General features: G+C 72.3%; 17 protein-coding genes and 1 tRNA gene. 15 read left to right on the top strand and 3 right to left on the bottom strand.

The genetic code is table 11. From position 1 onward, the window contains the following. The first annotated feature begins 10 nt into the window (after positions 1-10). The 3 genes from ACIF9R_RS18220 (at position 11) to ACIF9R_RS18210 (ending at position 622) form a co-directional block, all read left to right on the top strand. Positions 11-184 (top strand): hypothetical protein, encoded by a 174-nt coding sequence (locus ACIF9R_RS18220; RefSeq protein ID WP_189555778.1) that lies wholly within the window; start codon positions 11-13, stop codon positions 182-184. 3 nt (positions 185-187) lie between these two features. Next, positions 188-421, top strand: coding sequence for a hypothetical protein (locus ACIF9R_RS18215; protein WP_006136074.1), 234 nt, complete (start codon positions 188-190; stop codon positions 419-421). A 128-nt stretch (positions 422-549) separates the two neighbouring features. Beyond that, positions 550-622 (top strand) — tRNA-Ala (locus ACIF9R_RS18210). A gap of 159 nt (positions 623-781) precedes the next feature. Here the strand turns inward: ACIF9R_RS18210 and ACIF9R_RS18205 are convergent. Together ACIF9R_RS18205 and ACIF9R_RS18200 are read right to left on the bottom strand one after the other, a co-directional pair. After that, complete coding sequence (locus tag ACIF9R_RS18205; protein ID WP_399980807.1) at positions 782-2,392, bottom strand: NADH-ubiquinone oxidoreductase-F iron-sulfur binding region domain-containing protein; 1,611 nt, start codon at positions 2,390-2,392, stop codon at positions 782-784. A 277-nt stretch (positions 2,393-2,669) separates the two neighbouring features. Beyond that, a complete protein-coding gene (locus tag ACIF9R_RS18200; protein ID WP_399980804.1) occupies positions 2,670-3,941 on the bottom strand; it encodes a cytochrome b/b6 domain-containing protein in 1,272 nt (423 codons plus the stop codon). Between the two features lie 483 nt (positions 3,942-4,424). Here ACIF9R_RS18200 and leuS point away from each other — a divergent pair, with 483 nt between their 5' ends. From leuS to holA, 8 genes are all read left to right on the top strand, one after another. After that, entirely contained in the window at positions 4,425-7,307 is a 2,883-nt protein-coding gene (gene leuS / locus ACIF9R_RS18195; RefSeq protein WP_399980802.1) for a leucine--tRNA ligase, read from the top strand. 251 nt (positions 7,308-7,558) lie between these two features. After that, positions 7,559-8,311, top strand: a complete 753-nt coding sequence (locus ACIF9R_RS18190) for a hypothetical protein (protein WP_399980799.1) — start codon at positions 7,559-7,561, stop codon at positions 8,309-8,311. A gap of 127 nt (positions 8,312-8,438) precedes the next feature. Then, positions 8,439-9,284, top strand: coding sequence for a DegV family protein (locus ACIF9R_RS18185; protein ID WP_399980796.1), 846 nt, complete (start codon positions 8,439-8,441; stop codon positions 9,282-9,284). Positions 9,285-10,346: 1,062 nt separating this feature from the next. Continuing rightward, on the top strand, positions 10,347-11,240 hold the full coding sequence (locus tag ACIF9R_RS18180) for a helix-hairpin-helix domain-containing protein (protein ID WP_399981144.1): 894 nt from the start codon (positions 10,347-10,349) through the stop codon (positions 11,238-11,240). Beyond that, complete coding sequence (locus ACIF9R_RS18175) at positions 11,237-13,798, top strand: ComEC/Rec2 family competence protein (protein WP_399980794.1); 2,562 nt, start codon at positions 11,237-11,239, stop codon at positions 13,796-13,798. The genes ACIF9R_RS18180 and ACIF9R_RS18175 overlap by 4 nt, the downstream gene beginning before the upstream one ends. 59 nt (positions 13,799-13,857) lie before the next feature. Then, positions 13,858-14,709 (top strand): arylamine N-acetyltransferase, encoded by an 852-nt coding sequence (locus ACIF9R_RS18170; RefSeq protein WP_399980792.1) that lies wholly within the window; start codon positions 13,858-13,860, stop codon positions 14,707-14,709. A gap of 25 nt (positions 14,710-14,734) precedes the next feature. Next, complete coding sequence (locus tag ACIF9R_RS18165; protein ID WP_399980789.1) at positions 14,735-14,980, top strand: hypothetical protein; 246 nt, start codon at positions 14,735-14,737, stop codon at positions 14,978-14,980. A gap of 197 nt (positions 14,981-15,177) precedes the next feature. Next, the gene (gene holA / locus ACIF9R_RS18160) at positions 15,178-16,167 is read left to right on the top strand and encodes a DNA polymerase III subunit delta (RefSeq protein ID WP_399980787.1); all 990 of its coding nucleotides are present in this window, start codon (positions 15,178-15,180) and stop codon (positions 16,165-16,167) included. A gap of 513 nt (positions 16,168-16,680) precedes the next feature. On the opposite strand, the gene rpsT is transcribed toward holA, so the two are convergent. Next, positions 16,681-16,947: a 30S ribosomal protein S20 gene (gene rpsT / locus ACIF9R_RS18155; RefSeq protein ID WP_073931938.1), complete on the bottom strand. Its 267-nt coding sequence runs from the start codon at positions 16,945-16,947 to the stop codon at positions 16,681-16,683. 253 nt (positions 16,948-17,200) lie between these two features. Here rpsT and lepA point away from each other — a divergent pair, with 253 nt between their 5' ends. From lepA to ACIF9R_RS18135, 4 genes are all read left to right on the top strand, one after another. Further along, on the top strand, positions 17,201-19,069 hold the full coding sequence (gene lepA / locus ACIF9R_RS18150) for a translation elongation factor 4 (RefSeq protein ID WP_399980784.1): 1,869 nt from the start codon (positions 17,201-17,203) through the stop codon (positions 19,067-19,069). Between the two features lie 246 nt (positions 19,070-19,315). Further along, positions 19,316-21,190: an AMP-dependent synthetase/ligase gene (locus ACIF9R_RS18145; RefSeq protein WP_399980781.1), complete on the top strand. Its 1,875-nt coding sequence runs from the start codon at positions 19,316-19,318 to the stop codon at positions 21,188-21,190. Positions 21,191-21,410: 220 nt separating this feature from the next. Beyond that, positions 21,411-22,055 carry a hypothetical protein gene (locus tag ACIF9R_RS18140; RefSeq protein ID WP_399980778.1) on the top strand — a complete coding sequence of 215 codons (645 nt, stop codon included), beginning with the start codon at positions 21,411-21,413 and terminating at the stop codon, positions 22,053-22,055. Between the two features lie 175 nt (positions 22,056-22,230). Then, entirely contained in the window at positions 22,231-22,857 is a 627-nt protein-coding gene (locus ACIF9R_RS18135; protein ID WP_399980776.1) for a sigma-70 family RNA polymerase sigma factor, read from the top strand. Positions 22,858-23,060: the final 203 nt, after the last annotated feature.

Raw genomic sequence — 23,060 nt, 5'->3', positions numbered from 1 at the left:
GGGAGTTGTGATGCCTGGGAGCATCCTCGAGGAGGTCGACCACCTTCTCGGAGCGGTGTCGACCCGACGGACCTCGACCAGGCTCAGCTGCCCTTCCTGCGGTTCCGCGCATGTCGCCCAGGTGCTCGGGGACAACGGCGGGATCTCCTTCGTGTGCACGGCCTGCGGCCACAGCTGGAGCTGATCGATGGGTGCACACAGGCGGAAGTGCGACTGGTGCGGCAGCGGCACGCCCATCGTCCGCGACATGGAGCCGATCAATCCCGACTACCAGTACTGGTGCGAGGAGTGCGCCAGGGCGCTGATCATAAAAGGCGACCCCATCGAGACCTACCGCGAACTCGAGGGGGAGCCGATCTACGGGCGGCTGCTGGAGGAGCACTGCACCCTCAAGCGCTTCTATTCGTTCGTGACCGCGTGATCCCGGGCACGGCCCCGATGACGGGGGCAATCCGGACAGGGGCGGGCGACGCGAAACCGATTTGGTGTTGGGCCGGGTCGACCGTGTAAAGTTGGCGTCGCCGCCGGAGAGATCGGGCGGTGCGACAAGGGGCTATAGCTCAGTTGGTAGAGCGCCTGCATGGCATGCAGGAGGTCAGGAGTTCAATTCTCCTTAGCTCCACAGAAGTCGAGGGCGGACCATCCGAACGGATGGTCCGCCCTCGCCGGTTCCGGCAGGCCGGCCGGTGACGTGCACTTGGCCGGACGCGCGCGGGACGCCTCGCCCGTGAGCGCGCCCCACCGCCGGGGCGGCCCGGGGGCCGTCCCGGCGGATCGCTCGTCAGCGGCCCAGGGCCCGCCGGCCGCGGCCCTGGGAGAGCACCGGCAGATTGCGGGACGGCGCCTTGGCCTGGGGGGCCGCGTCCTCGATGCGCAGGGCCAGCGCCGGACAGCGGCGCACCGCGCGCAGCGCCTTGGCCTCCGCGTAGCGCGGCACCTGTGCCTGAGCCACCGTCGGGAAGCCGTCCGCGCCGAGCTGGAAGACCTCCGGGAGGATGTCCGCGCACAGGCCGTGGCCCCGGCACAGCGTCCAGTCGACGAAGATCTTCTGGCGGCTGGGGCCGTTCTCCTCGCCCCCGCCGCCCGGGATGCCCGTAGGGGCCCTGCCTCCCTCGAAGAGCGGCAGAACACCCTCCACGGGCCGTCCGCAGCCGTTGCCGAGGACATGGGCGGCGAGGTCGTCGGTGAACGCCTTGACGGTCGACTCGAGGAACATCGCGGAGCCGTCCGGGTGGGAACACGCGCCGCGCCGCTTCACGTTCTTGGCGACCTGCTTGACCGCCTCCAGGGCGGCGGGACCGCCGCCGTTGAGGATGTCCTCCAGACCGCGCGCGGCGGCTGGCAGCCCCAGGTAGCAGGGGCCGCACTGCCCGGCGCTCTCCTCCGCCAGCCACTGGGCGACCCGCAACGATTCGCCCAGCGGGCAGGTGTCCTGACTGATCGGCAGGATCGCCCCGGCCCCGAGGGCACCGCCCACCGCGTCCAGGGAGTTGCGGGAGATGATCGCCTCGTTGACGGTCGCCGCGTCGATCCACTTGCCGTGGTAACCGCCCGTCAGCACGCCCTGCGGCGTCGGGGGAGCCCCGGCGAGCTGAAGGACGTAGCGCAACGGCACACCGGTCGGCACCTCGATCACCATGGGGCGGGCCACCGCCCCCGACACCGTGAGCATCACGGTGCCCGGCTCGTCGTACAGACCGGTGTTGCAGTAGCGCTCGGGACCGATGCGGGCGGCGATGGCGAGCTGGGCGAACGTCTCGGCGTTGGACAGCAGCGTGGGCGCGCCGCCGACGCCGTTCTGCGAAGCGCTGACCTTGCGGCCCGGCGGGATCGCCGGGCCGCCGTCGGCGGAGCGGATCAGTGAGGCCGCGGCGCCGGTGACCATGCGGACCGGGTTGCGCTGCACGCGGGCGCGCAGCGCGGAGCGGCGGCCGTTGTTCAGGCCGCGTTCGGCGAGCGCGGCCTCCATGGAGCGCTGGGTGGACTCCCGAGTGACCCCCACCACGAGCGTGCGGGCACCCATGGCCTCGGCACACAGCAGCGCGCCGTCCAGGATGAGATGCGGGGCACGGTTGATCAGTACCGTGTCCTTGCGGCAGGCCGGCTCGTCCTCGCTTCCGTTGATGACGACGACCGGACGGACGCCGCGCTTGATCGCCGTCTCGGCGACCGAGCGCAGCTTCTTGTGGAAGGGGAAGCCCGCGCCGCCGCGGCCCCTGAGGTTGATGCGTTCGGCGAGCTGCGCGAGCTGCTCGCCGCCCAGTGGCTCCAGCGGTCCGTGCACCTTGAGGTGCATGGGCAGATCGAGCCGGTCGACAAGGTCGAAACCCGACGTGAGTTGGGGAAGGCCGACCACGCGCACTTCGGGTACGTCGGGCAGGGCCTCGTTCACTGGCAACCTCCGGGGGTGCCCCCGGCTTCAGCCGGAGGATCAATCGGGTTCCTGCGTGACAGGACAGGACAGACGTCGCCCCCGAAGGGGCCGACTGCCGGCTCGGCCGGGCGGGCCGGCAGTCGTGCGTCGCGGGAACCAGGCACGCGCAATTTCCATCCTGCTGGGCAACCGGGATGGTTCCGTCCCGGCTGGTGTCGAGGGCGTCGGACTCGATGGCTCACAGGGTGAGTGGCCGGCTCGAGTCAGGAGCCCACTGCTGTTGTCGGGGGAGGGATCAATTGAAGCCTCCGGAGGGCGTGTTCCAAGGCTCGCCCGAACCCGGTGCGTCGAAGTCGTAGGACGACGACGGCGACACACCGGGGAGTGGTTCATTGGCGGGACCGCTGTTGTACGTGTCATTCGGGTTGTACGTCTGGTAGAGGCCGTCCGTCTCACCGGTGTTGCGCATATCACGTGAACCGAAGCCGGGGTCGGCCGAATTGTCATAGGCCGGGATGTTGTATCCGGTGTCCTGGAGCGGGTCGTACGCCGAGGGCGGGGCCTCGCCGACCGGGGGCGGGGAGGGGATCGGCCAGTTGCCCGAGGTGCTGGAGAGGCCGTCCACGCGCGGGATGGCCTCCGTGGGCTGCGCGTCCAGCGGCAGCTCCATGCGGGCGGTCGCGTCGGTGAGGGGCATCTGTCCCGCCGGTGGCGGGGTGGGGGTGGAGACCGCACGGTAGGCGGCCGCGAAGCCGTTCGCCGGTTCCGGGGCGGGGGCGCGCTCGGCGGTCTCGTACAGCGGGCGCTGGGCGTTCTCGTACCCCGGGCGCTCGCCGCGCGGGCGCCGTTCGTCCCGCGCGGAGCCACGTCCGCCCTCGTATCCGGGCAGGGCGGACTCGGCGGCCCGGGAGCGGCTCTCCGCCAGCTGGTCGCGATCGCGCTGGTCGGAGAGGCCGAGCAGGGCGGTGACCCGGTCGGCGATCCTGCGCTTGACGCGGGGCGGGGAGGCGCGCACCACGAGGGCCGCCAGGACGCCCAGCATGGACAGCCCGTAGAGGATGAAGAAGATCGGCTTCGCCGTTCGACCCGCGTAGAGGCCGTGCAGCAGCGCGGCGCACCAGGCCGGGTACGCCAGCATGTGCATCGCGCGCCAGCGGGCCGCGACCGGGGCCGGGGAGGCGAAGCGGTTGCGCAGCACGCCGGTGATGCCCACGAAGATCATCAGCATGCCGGCGAGGGTGCCGAGCCCGATGAGGAAGGACCGGCCGATGACGGTCTCGTCGTCGGTGAGGAACAGTCCGAAGGGGAGCACCGCGGCGACCCACGTGGTGTGCTCCAGGGCCAGCTTGGTGCCGATGTGCACCAGCAGGAAGGCGATCGAGGCGACCGCGGTGGTGCGGTGCACCGCCTGCGCCAGGATCCGCTGGCGGGGGCCGAGCAGGATCCGGTCCTGGGCCACGAGTCCCCAGATCACCGAGCAGCTGAGGCAGACGAGCGAGAGGACGCCCGCGCCGAAGTTGAGGAACCCGGCGAACCAGTCGTCCACCGTGCTGTCGTCCGGCCTCACGACCTGCCTCCCGACGTCACGACGTACAGCGGGCACGACGGAGTCGCAGCCGACCGGCCCCGAGCGGGGGGTGGGCTGCTGTCTGGACGAGGCTTCATGGGGCAACTCCGAACGGTTCGGTAAAGCGGTCCCGCCGCCGAACTCTAAGCCCTCTCGTACCGACCAGTACGAGATTTGAGTTATTGCGCTGTTACCAAAGGACAATGGAGCCGTTGTGATGTCCCTTAGTGGTCGTTACGCGAAGTAACTTTGAATCATGGTCAACCTGGCGGGGAAGTGCGTCGCGGTGGGATCGGCGGCTGCGGTACCCTGACGCCATGCGTGCCGTACGCCTTCTGCTTAGCGAGCCGCGCTGATCAGTCCCGACCGCCGGTCGACCGGCAGGCCGGAATCGGCGCGGCGTCCCCTCCTGTGCGAGGGGATTTTTCATTTCCGCCGAAGCCGCAGCAGCAGGCAGAGACGATCGATGGAGCATTGAGGATCATGAGCGAGACGAATCCCGCTGCCACCGCAGCCGCGGAGGCAGCGCCGCACCGCTACACGGCCGCCCTGGCGGCCGAGATCGAGGCACGCTGGCAGGACTTCTGGGACGCCGAGGGGACGTACGACGCGCCCAACCCCAAGGGTGACCTGGCGGGTGACGCGGAGCTGGCCGCCCGGCCGAAGAAGTTCATCATGGACATGTTCCCCTATCCCTCGGGTGCCGGTCTGCACGTCGGTCACCCCCTGGGCTACATCGCCACCGACGTCTTCGCCCGCTTCCAGCGCATGACCGGGCACAACGTCCTGCACACCCTGGGCTTCGACGCCTTCGGCCTGCCCGCCGAGCAGTACGCCGTGCAGACCGGCACGCACCCGCGCGTGTCCACCGAGTCCAACATGGAGAACATGAAGTCCCAGCTGCGCCGGCTGGGCCTGGGCCACGACCGGCGCCGGTCGTTCGCCACGATCGACCCGGACTACTACAAGTGGACCCAGTGGATCTTCCTGCAGATCTTCAACTCCTGGTACGACGACGAGGCGAAGCAGGCCCGCCCGATCTCCGAGCTGATCGAACGGTTCGAGTCCGGTGAGCGCGGCGTCCCCGGCGACCGCCCCTGGAGCGAGCTGACCGAGGCCGAGCGCGCCGACGTCCTGGGCGAGTACCGCCTGGCCTACGCCTCCGACGCCCCGGTCAACTGGTGCCCCGGCCTGGGCACGGTCCTGGCCAACGAGGAGGTCACCGCCGACGGCCGCTCCGAGCGCGGCAACTTCCCCGTCTTCAAGGCCAAGCTGCGCCAGTGGAACATGCGCATCACCGCCTACGCGGACCGCCTGCTCGACGATCTGGACGCCCTGGACTGGCCCGAGGCGATCAAGCTGCAGCAGCGCAACTGGATCGGCCGCTCCGAGGGCGCCCGCGTCGACTTCCCCATCGACGGCGAGAACATCACCGTCTTCACCACCCGCCCCGACACCCTGTTCGGCGCCACCTACATGGTGCTGGCGCCCGAGCACCCGCTGGTCGAGAAGTTCACCCCGGACAGCTGGCCCGAGGGCACCCACGAGGTGTGGACCGGCGGCCACGCGACCCCGGCCGAGGCCGTCGCCGCCTACCGCGCGCAGGCCGCCTCGAAGTCCGACGTCGAGCGGCAGGCCGAGGCCAAGGACAAGACCGGTGTCTTCATCGGCGCGTACGCCACCAACCCGGTCAACGGCGAGCAGGTGCCCGTCTTCGTCGCCGACTACGTGCTGATGGGCTACGGCACCGGCGCGATCATGGCCGTACCGGCCGGTGACCAGCGCGACTTCGAGTTCGCGCGCGCCTTCGAGCTGCCGATCCACTGCATTGTCGAGCCGACCGACGGCCGCGGCACGGACACCACGACGTGGGAGGACGCCTTCTCCTCCTACGACGCGAAGATCATCAACTCGTCGAACGACCAGGTCTCCCTGGACGGCCTGGGCGTCGCCGAGGCCAAGACCCGCATCATCGACTGGCTGGAGCGCGGGGGCCACGGCGAGGGCACGGTCAACTTCCGCCTGCGCGACTGGCTGTTCAGCCGCCAGCGCTACTGGGGTGAGCCCTTCCCGATCGTCTACGACGAGGACGGCACCGCCCACGCCCTGCCCGAGTCGATGCTGCCGCTGGAACTGCCCGAGGTCGAGGACTACTCGCCGCGCACCTTCGACCCGGACGACGCCGACACCCAGCCCGAGACGCCGCTGTCCCGCAACGAGGAATGGGTGAACGTCACCCTGGACCTGGGCGACGGCCGCGGCCCGCGCAGGTACCGCCGCGAGACCAACACCATGCCCAACTGGGCCGGTTCCTGCTGGTACGAGCTGCGCTACCTGGATCCGCACAACTCCGAGAAGCTGGTCGACCCGGAGATCGAGCAGTACTGGATGGGCCCGCGCGAGGGCATGCCGCACGGCGGTGTCGACCTGTACGTCGGCGGCGCCGAACACGCCGTCCTGCACCTGCTGTATGCCCGCTTCTGGTCCAAAGTGCTGTTCGACCTGGGTCACGTGTCCTCGGCGGAGCCGTTCCACAAGCTGTTCAACCAGGGCATGATCCAGGCCTACGTCTACCGCGACAGCCGGGGCATCGCCGTGCCGGCCGCCGAGGTGGAGGAGCGCGACGGCGGCTACTGGTACCAGGGCGAGCGGGTCTCCCGGCTGCTGGGCAAGATGGGCAAGTCCCTGAAGAACGCGGTCACTCCGGACGAGATCTGCGCCGAGTACGGGGCCGACACCCTGCGTCTGTACGAGATGGCCATGGGCCCGCTGGACGTGTCGCGGCCGTGGGACACCCGCGCGGTGGTCGGCCAGTTCCGGCTGCTGCAGCGGCTGTGGCGCAACATCGTCGACGAGGCGACGGGCGAGGTGACCGTCGTCGACACCGACGAGGTCGACGAGGACACCCTGCGCGCGCTGCACAAGGCGATCGACGGGGTGCGCGGCGACCTGGAGGGCATGCGCTTCAACACCGCCATCGCGAAGGTCACCGAGCTGAACAACCACCTGACCAAGCGGACGGGAGCACTGCCGCGGCCGGTCGCGGAGTCCCTGGTGCTGCTGGTGGCGCCGCTGGCCCCGCACATCGCCGAGGAGCTGTGGCGCAAGCTGGGACACGCGGACTCGGTGGTCCACCGGGACTTCCCGGTGGCCGACCCTGCGTACGTGGTCGACGAGAGCGTGACCTGCGTCGTGCAGATCAAGGGCAAGGTCAAGGCGAGGCTGGAGGTGTCCCCGGGCATCTCCGAGGACGAGCTGGAGAAGACGGCGCTGGCCGACGAGCGGGTCGTCGCGGCGCTGGACGGGGCCGGTATCCGCAAGGTGATCGTGCGGGCGCCGAAGCTGGTGAACATCGTGCCCGCGTGAGGTGATCGTGCGGGGCCCGGCTCTGCGGGGCCGGGTCCCGGGGTCGGCGTCCGGGGCCGGGGTACGCGTCTGTGTACCGGTTCGGGGCCGGTGCAGGCGTCTGTGCACCGGTCCGAGGCCGGGGCTCGGGGTAGTCCCCTACGGGCAGGTTCGGGGTTCTGGCGGAACTCCCGACCTGCCCGTTGCGTTTACCGTGGAAGAGCGGCGCGGAGTGTGCCGGTACAGGCCGAAGGGCCCGGAGGAGGACCCTCGTGGAAGCGGTGTTCGCAGTCGTCGCCCTGCTCTTCGTGCTGTTCGTGGTGCTCGGCGTCTATGCCACGGTGAAGGTCGTCGGCGCCGCCAAGCGCAGTGCCGACCGCCACATCAACCAGGCGCGCCGCACGGTCGAGGACCACACCCTGAGGGCCAAGGCCTTCGCCCAGTCCGGCCCGGCCCGTGAGATCGCCCAGCTCCGGCTGAAGCTGCGCACCTCCATGCGGGCCACACAGGACGCGCTGGAGTCCGCCGTCGCCGAGGACGAGTCCGTCAGGGAGTCCCTGGGCCTCTTCCAGCGCCTGAGCGCACACGGCCATGAACTGGACGGCGAACTCAGGCGCCTGGAGTCCGAACCCGACCGCACCACCCTCTCCGCGCGGCTGCCCGAGTTGCGCGAGCGCACCGAGCGGATCACCGGCTCCGCGGACTCCCTGCGCTGGGCGGTCCGTGACCGCGCCCAGCGCTTCGCGGGCGACGACCTGGCCTCCCTCAGCGAGCAGATCGACATGGAGACCGGGGCCCTGCGGCACTGGACCACCACGGAGCAGCCGCCCACGCCCCCGCGGTGGCCCGAGGCTCCCGCCGCCCACGCCGACCCCGCGACAGCCGACCAGACCTGGCCCGACCCCCCGGAGCCCGCCGCCGAGCGGGAACCGGGACAGGATGCCGCGCGGCCCGCCCTCGACCCGCCCGCTCCGCGTCCCACCTACCCCTGGCAGAAGAAGCCGCGCCCCGAGAGCACCACGTGAGCCACCACGTGTGCCGCCGTGCGGCCACCACGTGAGCACCGTGAGCAGCACGTGATCCGGCCACGGCCGGGGGCGGCCCGCGGGGCCGGGCTGCCGCACGGGCACTACGCCAGGTAACCTCCAGCTCATGTCCCGCCATGTCGCGATCGTCACCGATTCAACGGCCTACCTTCCGGCCCCGACGATGGAGCGGCACCGCATCACGGCGGTCCCCCTGACCGTGGTCCTCGGCGACCGCGCCCTCGAAGAGGGCACCGAGATCTCCACCCGGTCCCTCGCCCAGGCTTTGCAGAAGCGGCGCCCGGTGACGACGTCGCGGCCCGGCCCCGAGGTCTTCGCCGAGACCTATCGCAGGGTCGCCGCATCCGGTGCGTCCGGCATCGTCTCCCTGCACCTCTCCGCCGAACTCTCCGGCACCTACGACGCGGCGGTCGTCGCCGCCCGGCAGGCGCCGGTGCCGGTGCGGGTCGTGGACACCGGCATGATCGCGATGGCCCTGGGGTTCTGCGCGCTCGCGGCGGCGGAGACCGCGGCGGCGGGCGGCACGGTCGACGAGGCGGTCACGGCCGCGGAGAAGCGGGCGGCGGGCACGTCGGCCTACTTCTACGTGGACACCCTCGACTATCTGCGCCGTGGCGGCCGGATCGGCGCCGCGCAGGCCCTGCTGGGCTCGGCACTCGCGGTCAAACCGCTGCTTCAGCTGGTGGGCGGCCGCATCGAGCCGCTGGAGAAGGTGCGCACCGCGTCGAAGGCGATCGCCCGCCTGGAGGAGATCGCCGCCGACCGGGCAGGTGGGGCGAAGGTGGATGTCGCGGTGCATCACCTCGCCGCCCACGAGCGCGCGGCGGCGCTCGCGGAACGTCTGCGGACCCGGTTGCCAGGGCTGGCCGAGCTGCATGTCAGCGAGGTGGGCGCGGTGATCGGGGCGCACACGGGGCCGGGGCTGCTGGGAGTGGTGGTCTCCGCCCGATGAGGTCAGCCCGCTCGTCCGGGTGACGGGCTTGTCCACAATCGTTCGTCCATCCACGGATATCGGCGAGATGGTCATGGATGAGCCGATGTGCCGGATGCTCTTCGCATGGCACTTCGATCGCGTTCACGCACAGCGACACCGACCAGCGGACCGGGCCGAGGCCCCGCATCCGACAGCCGCGCCCGCCACCGCCGACCCGACGGGCCCCGACCCCGGGCGGGCCACGGCTACCGCTCCCGGGACCGCCACGCCTCGGCGGAGGAACTCCGACAACGGGCGGAGGCACTGTTCGGCGACGGCGACGGCGACGGCGACGGCGATCGTGGAGTGGGGGACGCCGGGGCTGCCGGCGAAGCCACCAGGCGGGTGCCGAGCTGGGCGGCGCACGGGCCGGGCGACGCCGGTCGAACCGACGCGTTGGCGGCCGTGAACCATGAGGAGTCCGGGGACGGGGCGTCCGCCGCACGCGGCACGACGGCGCGAGCACGGCCGGAGGGCAGGCACCGCTCCACCGCGGCCCGTGCGACGGGTGCCACCGACCGTGGGACTGCTGCGGGCCGAACAGCGGTGAGCCGCCGTATCACGGTGGCGCCTTCGTTCGCGCTGGGACCCCCGCCCGCTCGCCCGGGCGTGGCGGTGGACCGGGGGACGCCCGGGCACACGGTGGTGAAGCGTCGTGCACCGGTGGCGCGGTCGTCCACTCCGGGATCTCCGCCGGGTCGCACCCACCCGGAGGAAAGCCGGGGGGTGCTCGCGGATCACGCCGTGGTGGGCCGTGGGATGCCCGCGGATCATGCGGTGGCGGGTCGCCGTGGGTCGGTGGCGGGGTCGTCCGCGCCGGGATCTCCGCCGGGTCGCACCCACCCGGTGGCGGACCGGGAGATGCTTGCCGATCACGCGGTGGTGGGCCGAGGGATGCCCGCGGATCATGCGGTGGCCGGTCGCCGTGCGTCGGTGGCGGGATCGTTCGCGCCGGGTTCTCCGCCGGTCCTCCCCTTCCCGGTGGGGGACCGTCCTGTGCCGGTGGGGCGTGCGTTCGTACGGGGGCAGCCGACCGTTCGTCTGCGCGCGGTGGCGGTGGAGCCTGGGGTGCGGGCGGACCGCCGGGCGGGTCCGGTGCGTCCGGCCCCGGCGGAGGCGGACCATCCGTCGGCGTACCCCGGCGGTCGCGCGGCACACAGGGCCGATCGGGTCGGATCCGGCGAGCGGGAGACGGCCGACGGCGTGCCCGAGCCGGAACCGCTGCCGGGGCGGCTCCGGGAGCGGGCGGGGCCCGCCTTGCGGGAGCGCCTGCCGCTGTGGGTGCAGACGCGATGCGGTCTGGAGCGGCGGAGTGTGGTCGCGCTCTCGGTGCTGCTCGTGGTCGCCGCCGGATTCGCCGTGCAGCACTTCTGGGCCGGCCGGACCCAGCCGGTACGGCCCCCGGAGGTGGTGCGGGCCGCCGTTCCCCACGGGCGGCAGGCGGACGGCGCCGACAGCGCGCCGCAGGGTGCGCCGGCCGGCGCGGCGCGGTCCGGCGGCCCCGCGATCGTGGTCGACGTCAGCGGCAAGGTGCGGGAGCCGGGAATCCACCGCCTGCCGGCCGGCTCACGCGTCGAGGACGCCCTCCGCGCGGCGGGCGGAGTACGACCCGGCACCAAGACCGACGCCCTGAACCGCGCCCGGTTCCTCGTCGACGGCGAGCAGGTGGTCGTGGGCGGCCCGCCACCGCCGGGCACGGCCTCCGGCGCCGCTCCCGGTACGGCGACGGCAGCCGGCCCCACCGCGCCGGTCTCCCTCAACACCGCGACGCCGGAGCAGCTCGACAGCCTCCCCGGAGTCGGCCCCGTACTGGCCCAGCACATCGTCGACCACCGCACCCGGCACGGCGGATTCCGCTCCGTGGACGAACTGCGTGAGGTCAACGGCATCGGCGATCGCCGTTTCGCGGACCTGCGCGACCTTGTACGCCCATGAGCGACGGGACCACCGGCACGGCACCGGGCACCACCACCCGCCGACCGGTCCACGCCGCTTCCGGGAAGCGGCTCGGGGCCGCTCATCCGAGGCAGGAGGGACCGCCGGACCTCCGCCTGGTCCCACCCGCCCTGGCCGCGTGGGTCACGGCGGCGCTGACGCTGCACGCGTCGCCCGCCTGGGTGATGGGCACCATCCTCGGCACTCTGTCGGCCGCCGCCGGAGTCCTCCTGGTGACGCGGGGCCGCCGGCCGGAGCGGCGACGTGCCACTGCCCGCGCGACCGCCGCCGTGCTGCTCTGCGTCGCCGCCGCCGCGGGATCCGCGGGGCTGCACGGCTCGGATCTGCGGCGCGGGCCCGTACCCGAGATGGCACGGGAGTACGCCCGGGTCACCGCGGAGGCCGTGATCACCGCCGACCCCCGGCTCACCCGGCCCAGGGTCAGCGGGAACCGCATGGCCCCGGCGTCCGTGCTGATCGAGGCGGACGTGCGGCAGGTGCGGCGGGCCGGGGGACCGGCGCGGCAGACCCGCGCCCCCGTGCTGCTGATCGTCGACATGAGCCCGGCCGGACAGCCCGCGTCCCCCGGCGACGACCGGGACTCCCCCTGGCTCGGCCTGCTCCCCTCCACCCGCCTGCGGGTGGAGGGACGGCTCGCGCCGGCCATGACCGGAGGCGACCGGTTCGCGGCGGTCCTGCGGGTGAAGGGCCGTGACGCACCCAAGACCGTGGGCGGGCCATCGGGACCGCAGCGGCTGGCGGGCCGGCTGCGGGCCGGACTGCGGGAGGCGACCGACGGACTGCCGGTGGACGCGCGGGCGCTGCTGCCCGGCCTGGTCGTGGGTGACACCGCGAGAATCACCCCCGAGCTGGACGAGGCCTTCCGGGAGACCGACCTCACCCACACGCTCGCCGTCTCCGGCGCCAACTTCACCATCCTCCTCGCCCTGCTCCTCGGTCCGCCAGGACTGGCGCAGAACACCGAGCGCCGCGGACTCGCACCCCGCCTCGGCATCCCCCTGCGGACCACGGCCGTGCTCGGCGCGGCGCTGTCCCTCGCGTTCGTCGTCGTCTGCCGGCCCGACCCGAGCGTGCTGCGCGCCGCCGCCTGCGGATCCGTCGCCCTCCTCGCCCTCGCCACCGGACGCCGCAGATCACTCGTCCCCGCCCTGGCGACGGCCGTCCTGCTCCTGGTGCTCTACGACCCCTGGCTGGCCCGCAGCTACGGCTTCCTCCTGTCCGTGCTGGCCACCGGCGCACTGCTCACCCTCGCTCCGCGCTGGAGCGCGGGACTGCGCCGCCGCGGGGTGCCACCCCGTCTCGCGGAGGCACTGGCCGCCGCGGGCGCCGCCCAGGCGCTCTGCGCACCGGTGGTCGCCGTGCTCGCGGCGCGGGTGAGCCTGGTGGCGATCCCGTGCAATCTGCTCGCGGAGTTCGCGCTCGCGCCGGCCACGGTGCTGGGCTTCCTGACCCTGGCCACGGCGCCGGCCGCGATGCCGGCGGCGAAGGCACTGGCCTGGTGCGCGAGCTGGCCCGCGGAGTGGATCGCACAGGTCGCCAGGACCGGGGCCGCGCTGCCCGGCGCGGGCGTGGACTGGCCCGGCAGCTGGGCCGGAGCGGCGGCTCTCGGCGCGCTCACCCTGGTCGCGCTCCTCGTGGGCCGCCGGCTCCTGGCACACCCCTGGTGGTGTGGCGCCTGCGTGCTGCTGCTGGTCCTGCTGATGGCGCAGCCCAGGCCACTGACCCGGGTGATCACGGGCTGGCCGCCGCCGGACTGGCGGATGGTGATGTGCGACGTGGGGCAGGGCGACGCGCTGGTGCTGGCGGCGGGCGAGGGCTCCGGCGTGGTCGTCGACGCCGGACCCGACCCGGCCCTCGTGGACCGCTGCCTGCGCACCCTCGGCATCACCAGCGTCCCGCTCGTCGTACTGACCCACTTCCATGCCGACCACGTGGCGGGCCTGCCCGGAGTACTGCGCGGACGCGACGTGGGCGCCATCGACACGACGGCCCTCGAAGAGCCCGCGGACCAGGCGGCGTTCGTACGGGGACTCGCGGCCACCCGGCACATCCCGGTGAACCACGCCGCCGCCGGTGAGGTCCGCCGCACGGGCGGCCTGTCCTGGGAGGTGGTGTGGCCACCCGCCGGCACCCGCCCGGAGGCGGACGGCCCGAACGACGCCAGCGTGGCCATACTGGTCCGCACGGCGGGCCTGCGCCTGCTGCTCCTCGGAGACCTGGAGCCCCCGTCCCAGCGGGCGCTGGCGAGATCACCGGCGGCCGGGAGACTGACCGCCGTGGACCTTCTCAAGGTCGCCCATCACGGCTCGGCCCACCAGGACCCGGACCTCCTGCGCCGGGCGGCCCCGCGACTGGCGCTGATCAGCACGGGGGAGGGCAACACCTACGGACATCCCGCACCGGGCACGGTCGCCGCACTCCGCGCCCAGGGAGCGACGGTGCTGCGGACCGACCGGGACGGGGCGCTGGCGGTGCTCGCCGGGGAGAACGGAGGAGCGGAGGCCGGAAGGACGGACCTACGAGTGGCGCGCCACTGACCGGACCGGCCCGGGGCGACTCCGTGTCAGCGGGGCGCCCTCCCCGTCAGACTGGGGGCATGGACGCAACGCGGATCGACGACTACCTGCACCGTCTGGGCGCCGGACAGCCCGCCTGGCCCACCGTGGACGCACTGCGCGAACTGCACCTGCGGCATCTGCGGACGGTGCCGTTCGAGAACCTGTCCGTCCATCTCGGCGAGGAGATCGTGCTGGACGGGAAACGGCTGCTGGACAAGGTGGTCGAGGCGCGGCGGGGCGGCTTCTGCTACGAACTCAACGGCGCCTTCGGGACGTTGCTCGCCGCGCTCGGCTACGACGTCACCCTGCTCGCCGCGCGGGTGTACGGGGACGGGGACCGTCCGGGCATTCCGTACGACCATCTCGCCCTGCGGGTACGGACGGTGGACGGTGGCGACTGGCTGGCGGACGTCGGCTTCGGGGCGCACTTCCATCTGCCGCTCGCCTTCGGGGAGCGGGGTGAGCAGAAGGATCCCGGCGGCACGTTCCGGATCGTCGAGGCGGGTGCCGACGCGGCGGGGGTGCGCGGCGGGCACTCCACGGTGGACGCGGCGGACCTGGACGTGCTCCGCGACGGCCGTCCGGTCTACCGCCTGGAGGTGCGGCCCCGGGCGCTCGGCGACTTCACGGCCGGGGCGTGGTGGCACAGCACCTCCCCGGCGTCCCACTTCACCCGGTCGCTGGTCTGCTCGCGGATCACCGACGACGGGGGCCGGATCACCCTCAGCGGCCGCCGGTTCACGGTCACCGCGCCGGACGGGACCCGGCAGGAGCGGGAGGTGGGGACGGGCGCCGGGACGGACGAGGAACTGCTCGCGCTCTACCGGGACCGGTTCGGGATCACCCTGGACACGGTTCCCACGGTGCGGGACACCGGGCGCGGGGCCTGACCCCCGGTGCCGGACAATGAGCCGTGTGAGTGACGTGCGACATGTGCTGGTGCTGCCCGACCGTGACGCCGCGGAGGAGGTGGCCGAGGCCCTCGGGGAACGGCTCGGGGTGCGCGAGGAGCCGCGGCTGGTGCGGGATGCCCTCGCCGGTGAGGACGACGCGGAGGACGCGCAGTGGCTCGTCCTCCTGCGCGACGAGGCGGAGCGGCTGGACCCCGGCGAGCTCAACGCGTTCGTGGCCGAGTGGGAGGGCTGGCGGGAGGAGCCGTGACCGCCGCTCCCCGGGCCGGGGACGTCGGGCACGTGCGGGTCCGTCGTGGTTGTTGACGCCGTTCCCCGCGCCCCTGAGGGTCGCGCCCTTCAAGAGCGCGGGGAACAGCGCACGGGGTCCGGGGCGGAGCCCCGGGGGACGGGAAGGGGCGGCGGGGGCGCACGGCGTTGTCAGCGGTGCGTGGGATGCTTGCCGCAATGGCCAGGAAGACCGCATCCGACGACCTCCTCGCCCCGGTGACGCTCGCCGTGGGCCAGGAGGACCTGCTGCTCGACCGTGCCGTGCGGGAGGTGGTGGCCGCCGCGCGGGCGGCCGACGCCGACACGGACGTCCGTGACCTGACACCGGACCAGGTCCAGCCCGGCACCCTCGCCGAGCTGACCAGCCCGTCGCTCTTCGCCGAGCGCAAGGTCGTCATCGTGCGCAACGCGCAGGATCTGTCCGCCGACACCGTCAAGGACGTGAAGGCGTACCTCGGGTCGCCGGCCGAGGAGATCACCCTCGTCCTGCTGCACGCGGGCGGCGCCAAGGGCAAGGGCCTGCTCGACGCGGCACGCAAGGCGGGGGCGCGCGAGGTGGCGTGCCCCAAGATGACCAAGCCGGCGGACCGGCTGGGCTTCACACGGGGCGAGTTCCGGGCCGCCGGCCGGTCGGCCACCCCGGAGGCGTGCCAGGCGCTGGTCGACGCCATCGGCAGCGATCTGCGCGAGCTGGCCTCGGCGGTGTCCCAGCTGGTCGCCGATGTCGAGGGCACCATCGACGAGGAGGTCGTCGGCCGGTACTACACCGGGCGGGCCGAGGCATCGAGCTTCACGGTCGCCGACCGGGCGGTGGAGGGGCGTACGGCGGAGGCGCTGGAGGCCCTGCGCTGGTCGCTGTCGACCGGGGTCGCCCCGGTGCTGATCACCAGCGCGCTGGCCCAGGGCGTACGGGCGATCGGCAAGCTGTCGTCGGCGCGCGGCGGCAGACCCGCCGACCTCGCCCGTGAGCTGGGCATGCCGCCCTGGAAGATCGACCGGGTGCGCCAGCAGATGCGCGGCTGGACCCCGGACGGCGTGGCCGTGGCCCTGCGCGCGGTCGCCGAGGCCGACGCGGGCGTCAAGGGCGGCGGCGACGACCCGGAGTACGCCCTGGAGAAAGCGGTCGTCACCATCGCCCGCGCGGCCCGGTCGAGGGGCCGGGCGTAGGACCCGGGGCAGGTGTCCGTGATCGAGCCGCTTCCGCCCCGGCCGGGAGGAGGCGGCACGCCCGCGAGGTCGGCGGGACGCCCGAGGTCGAGTTGCGTGACCTCCTCGTCGACGGCCGGGGGCACGTGGGGGCGGTGCACCGGACACGTGCCGGGCGGCAGGGCAGAGAACCTTCGACCAGGCCGGGTGCGACGTCTTCAGGATCGTCGGCGGCAAGATCACGGATGTCGACGAGTGCGTCGAGGACCTCGACGAGGCAGACGGCTTCTGGCCCTGACGACGTCAGCCGCGGACGAATTCCGGGCTCGGGGGAAACGTTCCGGTTCCTGAGGGAAAAGACCGAGGGCCCCGTCCTCCAACCCTGGGGAAGGGTGGGGGCGGGGCCCTCGGGATGAAGCGGGTGAGCCCGTACCCGCGTGGCGAACGCAGGCCGCGTACGGGCTCGGGGTGCCGGCCGGGGGCGGATGAGAGAGGGCCCGCCCTGGGTCCCGCCGACGGTCAGATCACAGGGTTTCAGCCCTTGACGGCCGCGACCTTCTGAGCCAGCGCCGACTTCTTGTTGGCGGCCTGGTTCTTGTGGATGACGCCCTTGGAGACGGCCTTGTCGAGCTGACGCGCGGCGACGCGCTGGTACTCGGTGGCCTTCTCGACGTCACCCGCGGCGGCGGCCTCGCGGGCCTTGCGGATCGCGGTCTTCAGAGAGGACTTGACGGCCTTGTTGCGCAGCCGGGCCTTCTCGTTGGTCTTGTTCCGCTTGATCTGGGACTTGATGTTCGCCACGAATGAGCCTCTACAGGTTCTGGCACGGGGCCGCACGAGAGCCGCACGATCCGGTGCCGAGTGATTTCTTGGGGTGTGCCTCGCGCTGAGAGGGCATGAGACACAGCCCCCCACACTACCAGCGGCCCATTCACTGGCCCAAACCCGTCCCCGGTCGCCACCCGTGGGACCATGGAAGCTACGTATCGATCCGACCCGAGACCGCAGACGGACAAGCACACGTATGCGGACGCCTCAAGAATCAGGACCCTGCGTGCCCGCGATCCCCAGCCATGTGCCCGAGCCGAGCCGTACCGACCCGGCGCTGATCCGCAACTTCTGCATCATCGCTCATATCGACCACGGCAAGTCCACGCTCGCCGACCGGATGCTCCAGCTGACCGGAGTGGTCGAGCAGCGGCAGATGCGCGCTCAGTACCTCGACCGCATGGACATCGAGCGTGAGCGCGGCATCACGATCAAGTCCCAGGCGGTGCGGTTGCCGTGGGCGCCGACCCACGACCAGGGCAGCACGCACATCCTCAACATGATCGACACCCCCGGGCACGTCGACTTCACCTACGAGGTGTCCCGGTCCCTCGCCGCCTGCGAGGGCACCGTCCTCCTCGTCGACGCCGCCCAGGGCATCGAGGCCCAGACCCTCGCCAACCTCTACCTGGCGATGGAGAACGACCTCACGATCATCCCGGTGCTCAACAAGATCGACCTGCCGGCCGCGCAGCCGGAGAAGTTCGCCGAGGAGCTGGCGAACCTGGTCGGCTGTGACCCCGACGACGTCCTCAAGGTGTCCGCGAAGACCGGCCTCGGCGTCGAGGCGCTGCTGGACCGGGTGGTCGCCGACGTGCCCGCCCCGGTCGGCGTCAAGGACGCCCCCGCCCGCGCGATGATCTTCGACTCGGTCTACGACTCCTACCGCGGTGTCGTGACGTACGTCCGTGTCATCGACGGCCAGCTCAACAAGCGTGAGCGCATCCGGATGATGTCCACCGGCGCCACCCACGAACTGCTGGAGATCGGCACCAACTCCCCGGAGATGCTGTCCGCCGACGGTCTCGGCGTGGGTGAGGTGGGCTACCTCATCACCGGTGTGAAGGACGTCCGCCAGTCCAAGGTCGGTGACACCGTCACCAGCCAGCACAAGGGCGCCGAGGAGGCGCTGGGCGGCTACAAGGACCCCAAGCCCATGGTGTTCTCGGGCCTCTACCCCCTGGACGGCTCGGACTATCCGGAACTGCGCGAGGCCCTGGACAAGCTCCAGCTCAACGACGCCGCCCTGGTCTACGAGCCGGAGACCTCCGCCGCCCTCGGCTTCGGCTTCCGCGTCGGCTTCCTCGGCCTGCTGCACCTCGACGTGATCCGTGAGCGGCTGGAGCGCGAGTTCGGCCTCGATCTGATCGCCACCGCGCCGAACGTGGTCTACCGGGTGCTCATGGAGGACGGCAGCGAGCACATCGTCACCAACCCGAGTGAGTTCCCCGAGGGCAAGATCGGCGAGGTGTACGAGCCGGTCGTGCGCGCCACCATCCTGGCGCCCAGCGAGTTCATCGGCTCGATCATGGAGCTCTGCCAGACCCGGCGCGGCGTCCTGCTCGGCATGGACTACCTCTCCGAGGACCGCGTGGAGATCCGTTACACCCTCCCGCTCGCCGAGATCGTCTTCGACTTCTTCGACCAGCTGAAGTCCAAGACCCGCGGCTACGCCTCCCTCGACTACGAGCCCACCGGCGAGCAGACCTCCAGCCTGGTCAAGGTCGACATCCTGCTGCACGGCGACAAGGTGGACGCGTTCTCCGCGATCACCCACAAGGACGCGGCGTACGCGTACGGCGTGCGGCTCGTCGCCAAGCTGCGCGAACTCATCCCCCGCCAGGCGTTCGAGGTGCCCATCCAGGCCGCCATCGGCTCCCGGGTGATCGCCCGCGAGACCATCCGCGCCATCCGCAAGGACGTCCTCGCCAAGTGCTACGGCGGTGACATCTCCCGTAAGCGGAAGCTGCTGGAGAAGCAGAAGGAGGGCAAGAAGCGGATGAAGATGGTGGGCTCCGTGGAGGTGCCGCAGGAGGCCTTCATCGCGGTCCTCTCCAGCGACGACAGCGCGGGATCGGGCAAGGGCAAGAAGTAACCGGGTGTTACCGCGGGTCACTCCGCGAACCGGGTGGATCGGGGGCCCGTCGCACGTGGTTGCGGCGGGCCCCGCGCGTCGGTCCGGGTAGCTCTCTGGGCGAAGTAACAGGCCGTGGCCCCTTACGTTGGAGCCGGTCGGCCTTTACTCTGTCCGTGCTCGATAGTTACTCGCGAGTTAAACAACGACGCGAGGAAACCCAGCCGCACTGAGCCAGCCGCACCGTCGCGGGCCCCGGAGGACGTCGTGAGCGACACACAGACACTGATCGAGAACCGACCGCCGACCGTGGCGGCCCTCTTCCTGGAGCGTGTGGCGGCCACACCGGACGCCGAGGCCTACCGCTACCCGGTCCCGCCCGCCTCCGGCGAGGGCCCGGACGACTGGAAGTCGTACACCTGGGCGAGCGCTTCCGAACGGGTCCACGCCATCGCGGCCGGCCTGATCGAGCTCGGTGTCCAGCCCGAGGAGCGCGTGGCCCTGGCCGCCGCCACCCGCGCCGAGTGGATCCTCGCCGACCTCGGCATCCTCTGCGCGGGCGCCGCCACCACCACCATCTACCCGCAGACCAACGCCGACGAGTCCGCCTACATCCTGTCCGACTCCCAGAGCCGGGTGCTCATCGCGGAGAACGCCGAGCAGGCGGCCAAGGCCGTGGCGAAGCGCGCCGAGCTGCCCGAGCTCACCCGCGTCGTGGTCATCGACCCGGACGGCGTCGACACCGACGACTTCGTGATCACCCTCACCGAGCTGGAGAAGCGCGGCGCCGCCCGGCTCGAGACCGAACCGGAGCTGATCAAGGAGCGGGTCGCGGCGATCACCAAGGACCAGCTCGCCACCCTCATCTACACCTCCGGCACCACCGGCCGCCCCAAGGGCGTCCGGCTGCCCCACGACTGCTGGTCGTACATGGCCAAGGCGATCGCCGCGACCGGCCTGGTCAGGAGCGACGACGTGCAGTACCTGTGGCTGCCGCTCGCGCACGTCTTCGGCAAGGTCCTCACCTCCGCCCAGATCGAGGTCGGCCACGTCACCGCCGTGGACGGCCGCGTCGACAAGATCATCGAGAACCTGCCGGTGGTGAAGCCGACCTACATGGCGGCCGTGCCCCGCATCTTCGAGAAGGTCTACAACGGCGTCGCCGCCAAGGCGAAGGCCGGCGGCGGAGCCAAGTACAAGATCTTCCGGTGGGCCGCCGGGGTGGCCCGTGAGTACGCCAAGGTCACCCAGGACAACTTCCGCCGGACCGGCGTCGCCAGCGCCCCCGCCGGCCTGCGCGCCAAGCACACCGTCGCCGACAAGCTCGTCTACGCCAAGATCCGTGAGGCCTTCGGCGGCAACCTGCGCGCCTGTGTCTCCGGCTCGGCCGCGCTCTCCCCCGAGATCGGCTACTTCTTCTCCGGCGCCGGCATCCACATCCTCGAGGGCTACGGCCTCACCGAGTCCTCCGCCGCCTCCTTCGTCAACCCCGGCGAGGCCTACCGCACCGGTACCGTCGGCAAGCCGCTGCCCGGCACCGAGGTCCGTATCGCCGACGACGGGGAGATCCTGATGCGCGGCCCCGGCATCATGCAGGGCTACCACAACCTCCCCGACAAGACCGCCGAGGTCCTGGAGGAGGACGGCTGGCTCCACACCGGCGACATCGGCGAACTGTCCGCGGACGGCTACCTCCGCATCACCGACCGCAAGAAGGACCTCATCAAGACCTCCGGCGGCAAGTACATCGCCCCCGCCGAGGTCGAGGGCCAGTTCAAGGCCGTCTGCCCGTACGTCTCCAACATCCTCGTCCACGGTGCCGACCGGAACTACTGCACCGCCCTCATCGCCCTCGACGAGATCGCCCTCACCGCCTGGGCGGCCGAGAACGGCCTGGAGGGCAAGCCGTACGCCGAGATCGTCGCCGCGCCCGTCACGGTCGAGATGGTCGACGGCTACGTCAAGCAGCTCAACGAGGGCCTGCAGCGCTGGCAGACCATCAAGAAGTTCCGCCTCCTGCCGCGCGACCTCGATGTCGAGCACGGCGAGATCACCCCGAGCCTGAAGCTGAAGCGCCCGGTGGTGGAGCGCGAGTACAAGCACCTCATCGAGGAGATGTACGAGGGCACCCGCGAGGCGTGACGGTCACGGTGTGACCGCGAGGGGCGGGGTCCGGGGCCGGTGCGGCCCGGGACCCCGCCCGTCGTTCCGCTGCCGAACCCGGAATCGGCCGAGAGCCGGCGGGGTGACGCCCGCGGCCGCGCGGAACGGCGGCGGGCGAAACCCGCGACGAGCCCGGACAGAAACGCCCGAACGGACCCCCGTGCGTCCGTGTGAGCGACGGGCTGGCACCATGCCGGATATGACCACCCGGCCCGGCTTCCGTCTCGCGCGAGCCGCGATCTTCGCGGCGGTGTGCGTGGTGACGACGGCGCTGGGACACTCCATGATGGGCGGCACCGCGCCGTCGGCGTGGACCCTCACCGGCGCGTTCGCCGCGGCGACCGGGGGAGCGTGGTGGCTGACCGGCCGGGAACGCGGGGCGACCGCCGTGACCGGATCGACGATCATCACCCAGTTCGTGCTCCACACCCTGTTCACCCTGACCCATGCGCCGTCCCCCATGGGCTCCGCGCCGGGGACGGGCGGCACGCACGGCATGGCGGGCATGGACCACGCGACGCACGCAATGCACACGATGCCCGTGTCAGGTGCCTCGTCCGCACACGGCTGGACCACCGGCATGGTGCTGGCGCACACCCTGGCCGCCCTGCTCTGCGGACTGTGGCTCTGGCGCGGCGAGGCGGCCGCGTTCCGGCTCGGCCGCGCGCTCGCGGCCTTCGTCTTCGCGCCGCTGCGCCGCGCCCGCCTGGCCGCGGTCCGCATCGCGCCCGGCCTCCCGCCCGGCCGGATCGTCACCGCACCGCGGGCCCAGCGGCTGCGCAGGTCACCGCTGCTCCACTGCGTCTCCCGCAGAGGTCCGCCGGCCCTCCCCGTCTGCTGCTGACCGCCCGTTCCGCGGTCCTCACGGTTCCTCGGTGACGGGCGGAGTACCGGCGCGCCCGTGACGCGTCGCACGTCCGACGTCTCACGCCCCGCGTGCGCCGGCCCATGCCCCGCGGCACCCCGGGCCCGACGGCCCGACGGTGTGCCGCTCACCACGCATCCGCGAGGACCCTGTGATGACCTCCGCACCGACAACCATGACCCCTGCCCTCAAACGGGCCCCGCGCCCGGCCCCCGCCGTGCGCGACGACCAGCAGATCACCCGATGGGCGCTGGCCGCCCGAGGCGGCGACAGCGAGGCGATCGACCGGTTCGTGCGCGCCACGCACGGCGACGTCTGGCGCTTCGTCGCCCATCTCTGCGCCGACGTGCAGGGGGCCGACGACCTCGCTCAGGAGACGTATCTGCGGGCGCTGACCGGGCTGCCGCGCTTCGCCGGCCGCTCGTACGCGCGTACCTGGCTGCTGTCCATCGCCCGCCGCGTGGTCGTCGACCGCCACCGCGCGGCCGCCGCCCGGCCCCGGCTCGCCGACGCCGAGGACTGGCGGGTGCCCGCCGAGCGGGCGCAGTGCGCCCAGCAGGCAGGGCTGCCCGGCTTCGACGACGGAGTCGCGCTCCTCGACATCCTGAGAACTCTGGACGCCCCGCGACGGGAGGCGTTCGTCCTCACCCAGGTGATGGGCCTGCCCTACGCGGAGGCCGCGACCCTGGTGGGCTGCCCCATCGGCACCGTCCGCTCCCGGGTGGCGCGGGCGCGCGAGGAGATGGCCGGGCTGCTGCGGATGGCGGAGACCGCCGGGTAACCCGAGCCGCCGCACGCCACGGCCGCGGCGGCCGCTTCCGGTTCCCGTCGACGGACGGGAACCGGAAGCGGCGCGGTCCGCCGGAGGCCGTGCCGACGGCGGAGCGTCCCGTGCCGACGGCGGAGCGTCCCGTGCCGACGGCGGAGCGTCCCGTGCCGACGGCGGAGCGTCCCGTGCCGACGGCGGAGCGTCCCGTGCCGACG

It is taken from the genome of Streptomyces sp. NPDC086080 (assembly GCF_044540255.1).
GTDB lineage: Bacteria > Actinomycetota > Actinomycetes > Streptomycetales > Streptomycetaceae > Streptomyces.
Note: the sequence above shows the minus strand (reverse complement) of the source record. Positions and strands in the feature narration are given on the sequence as shown.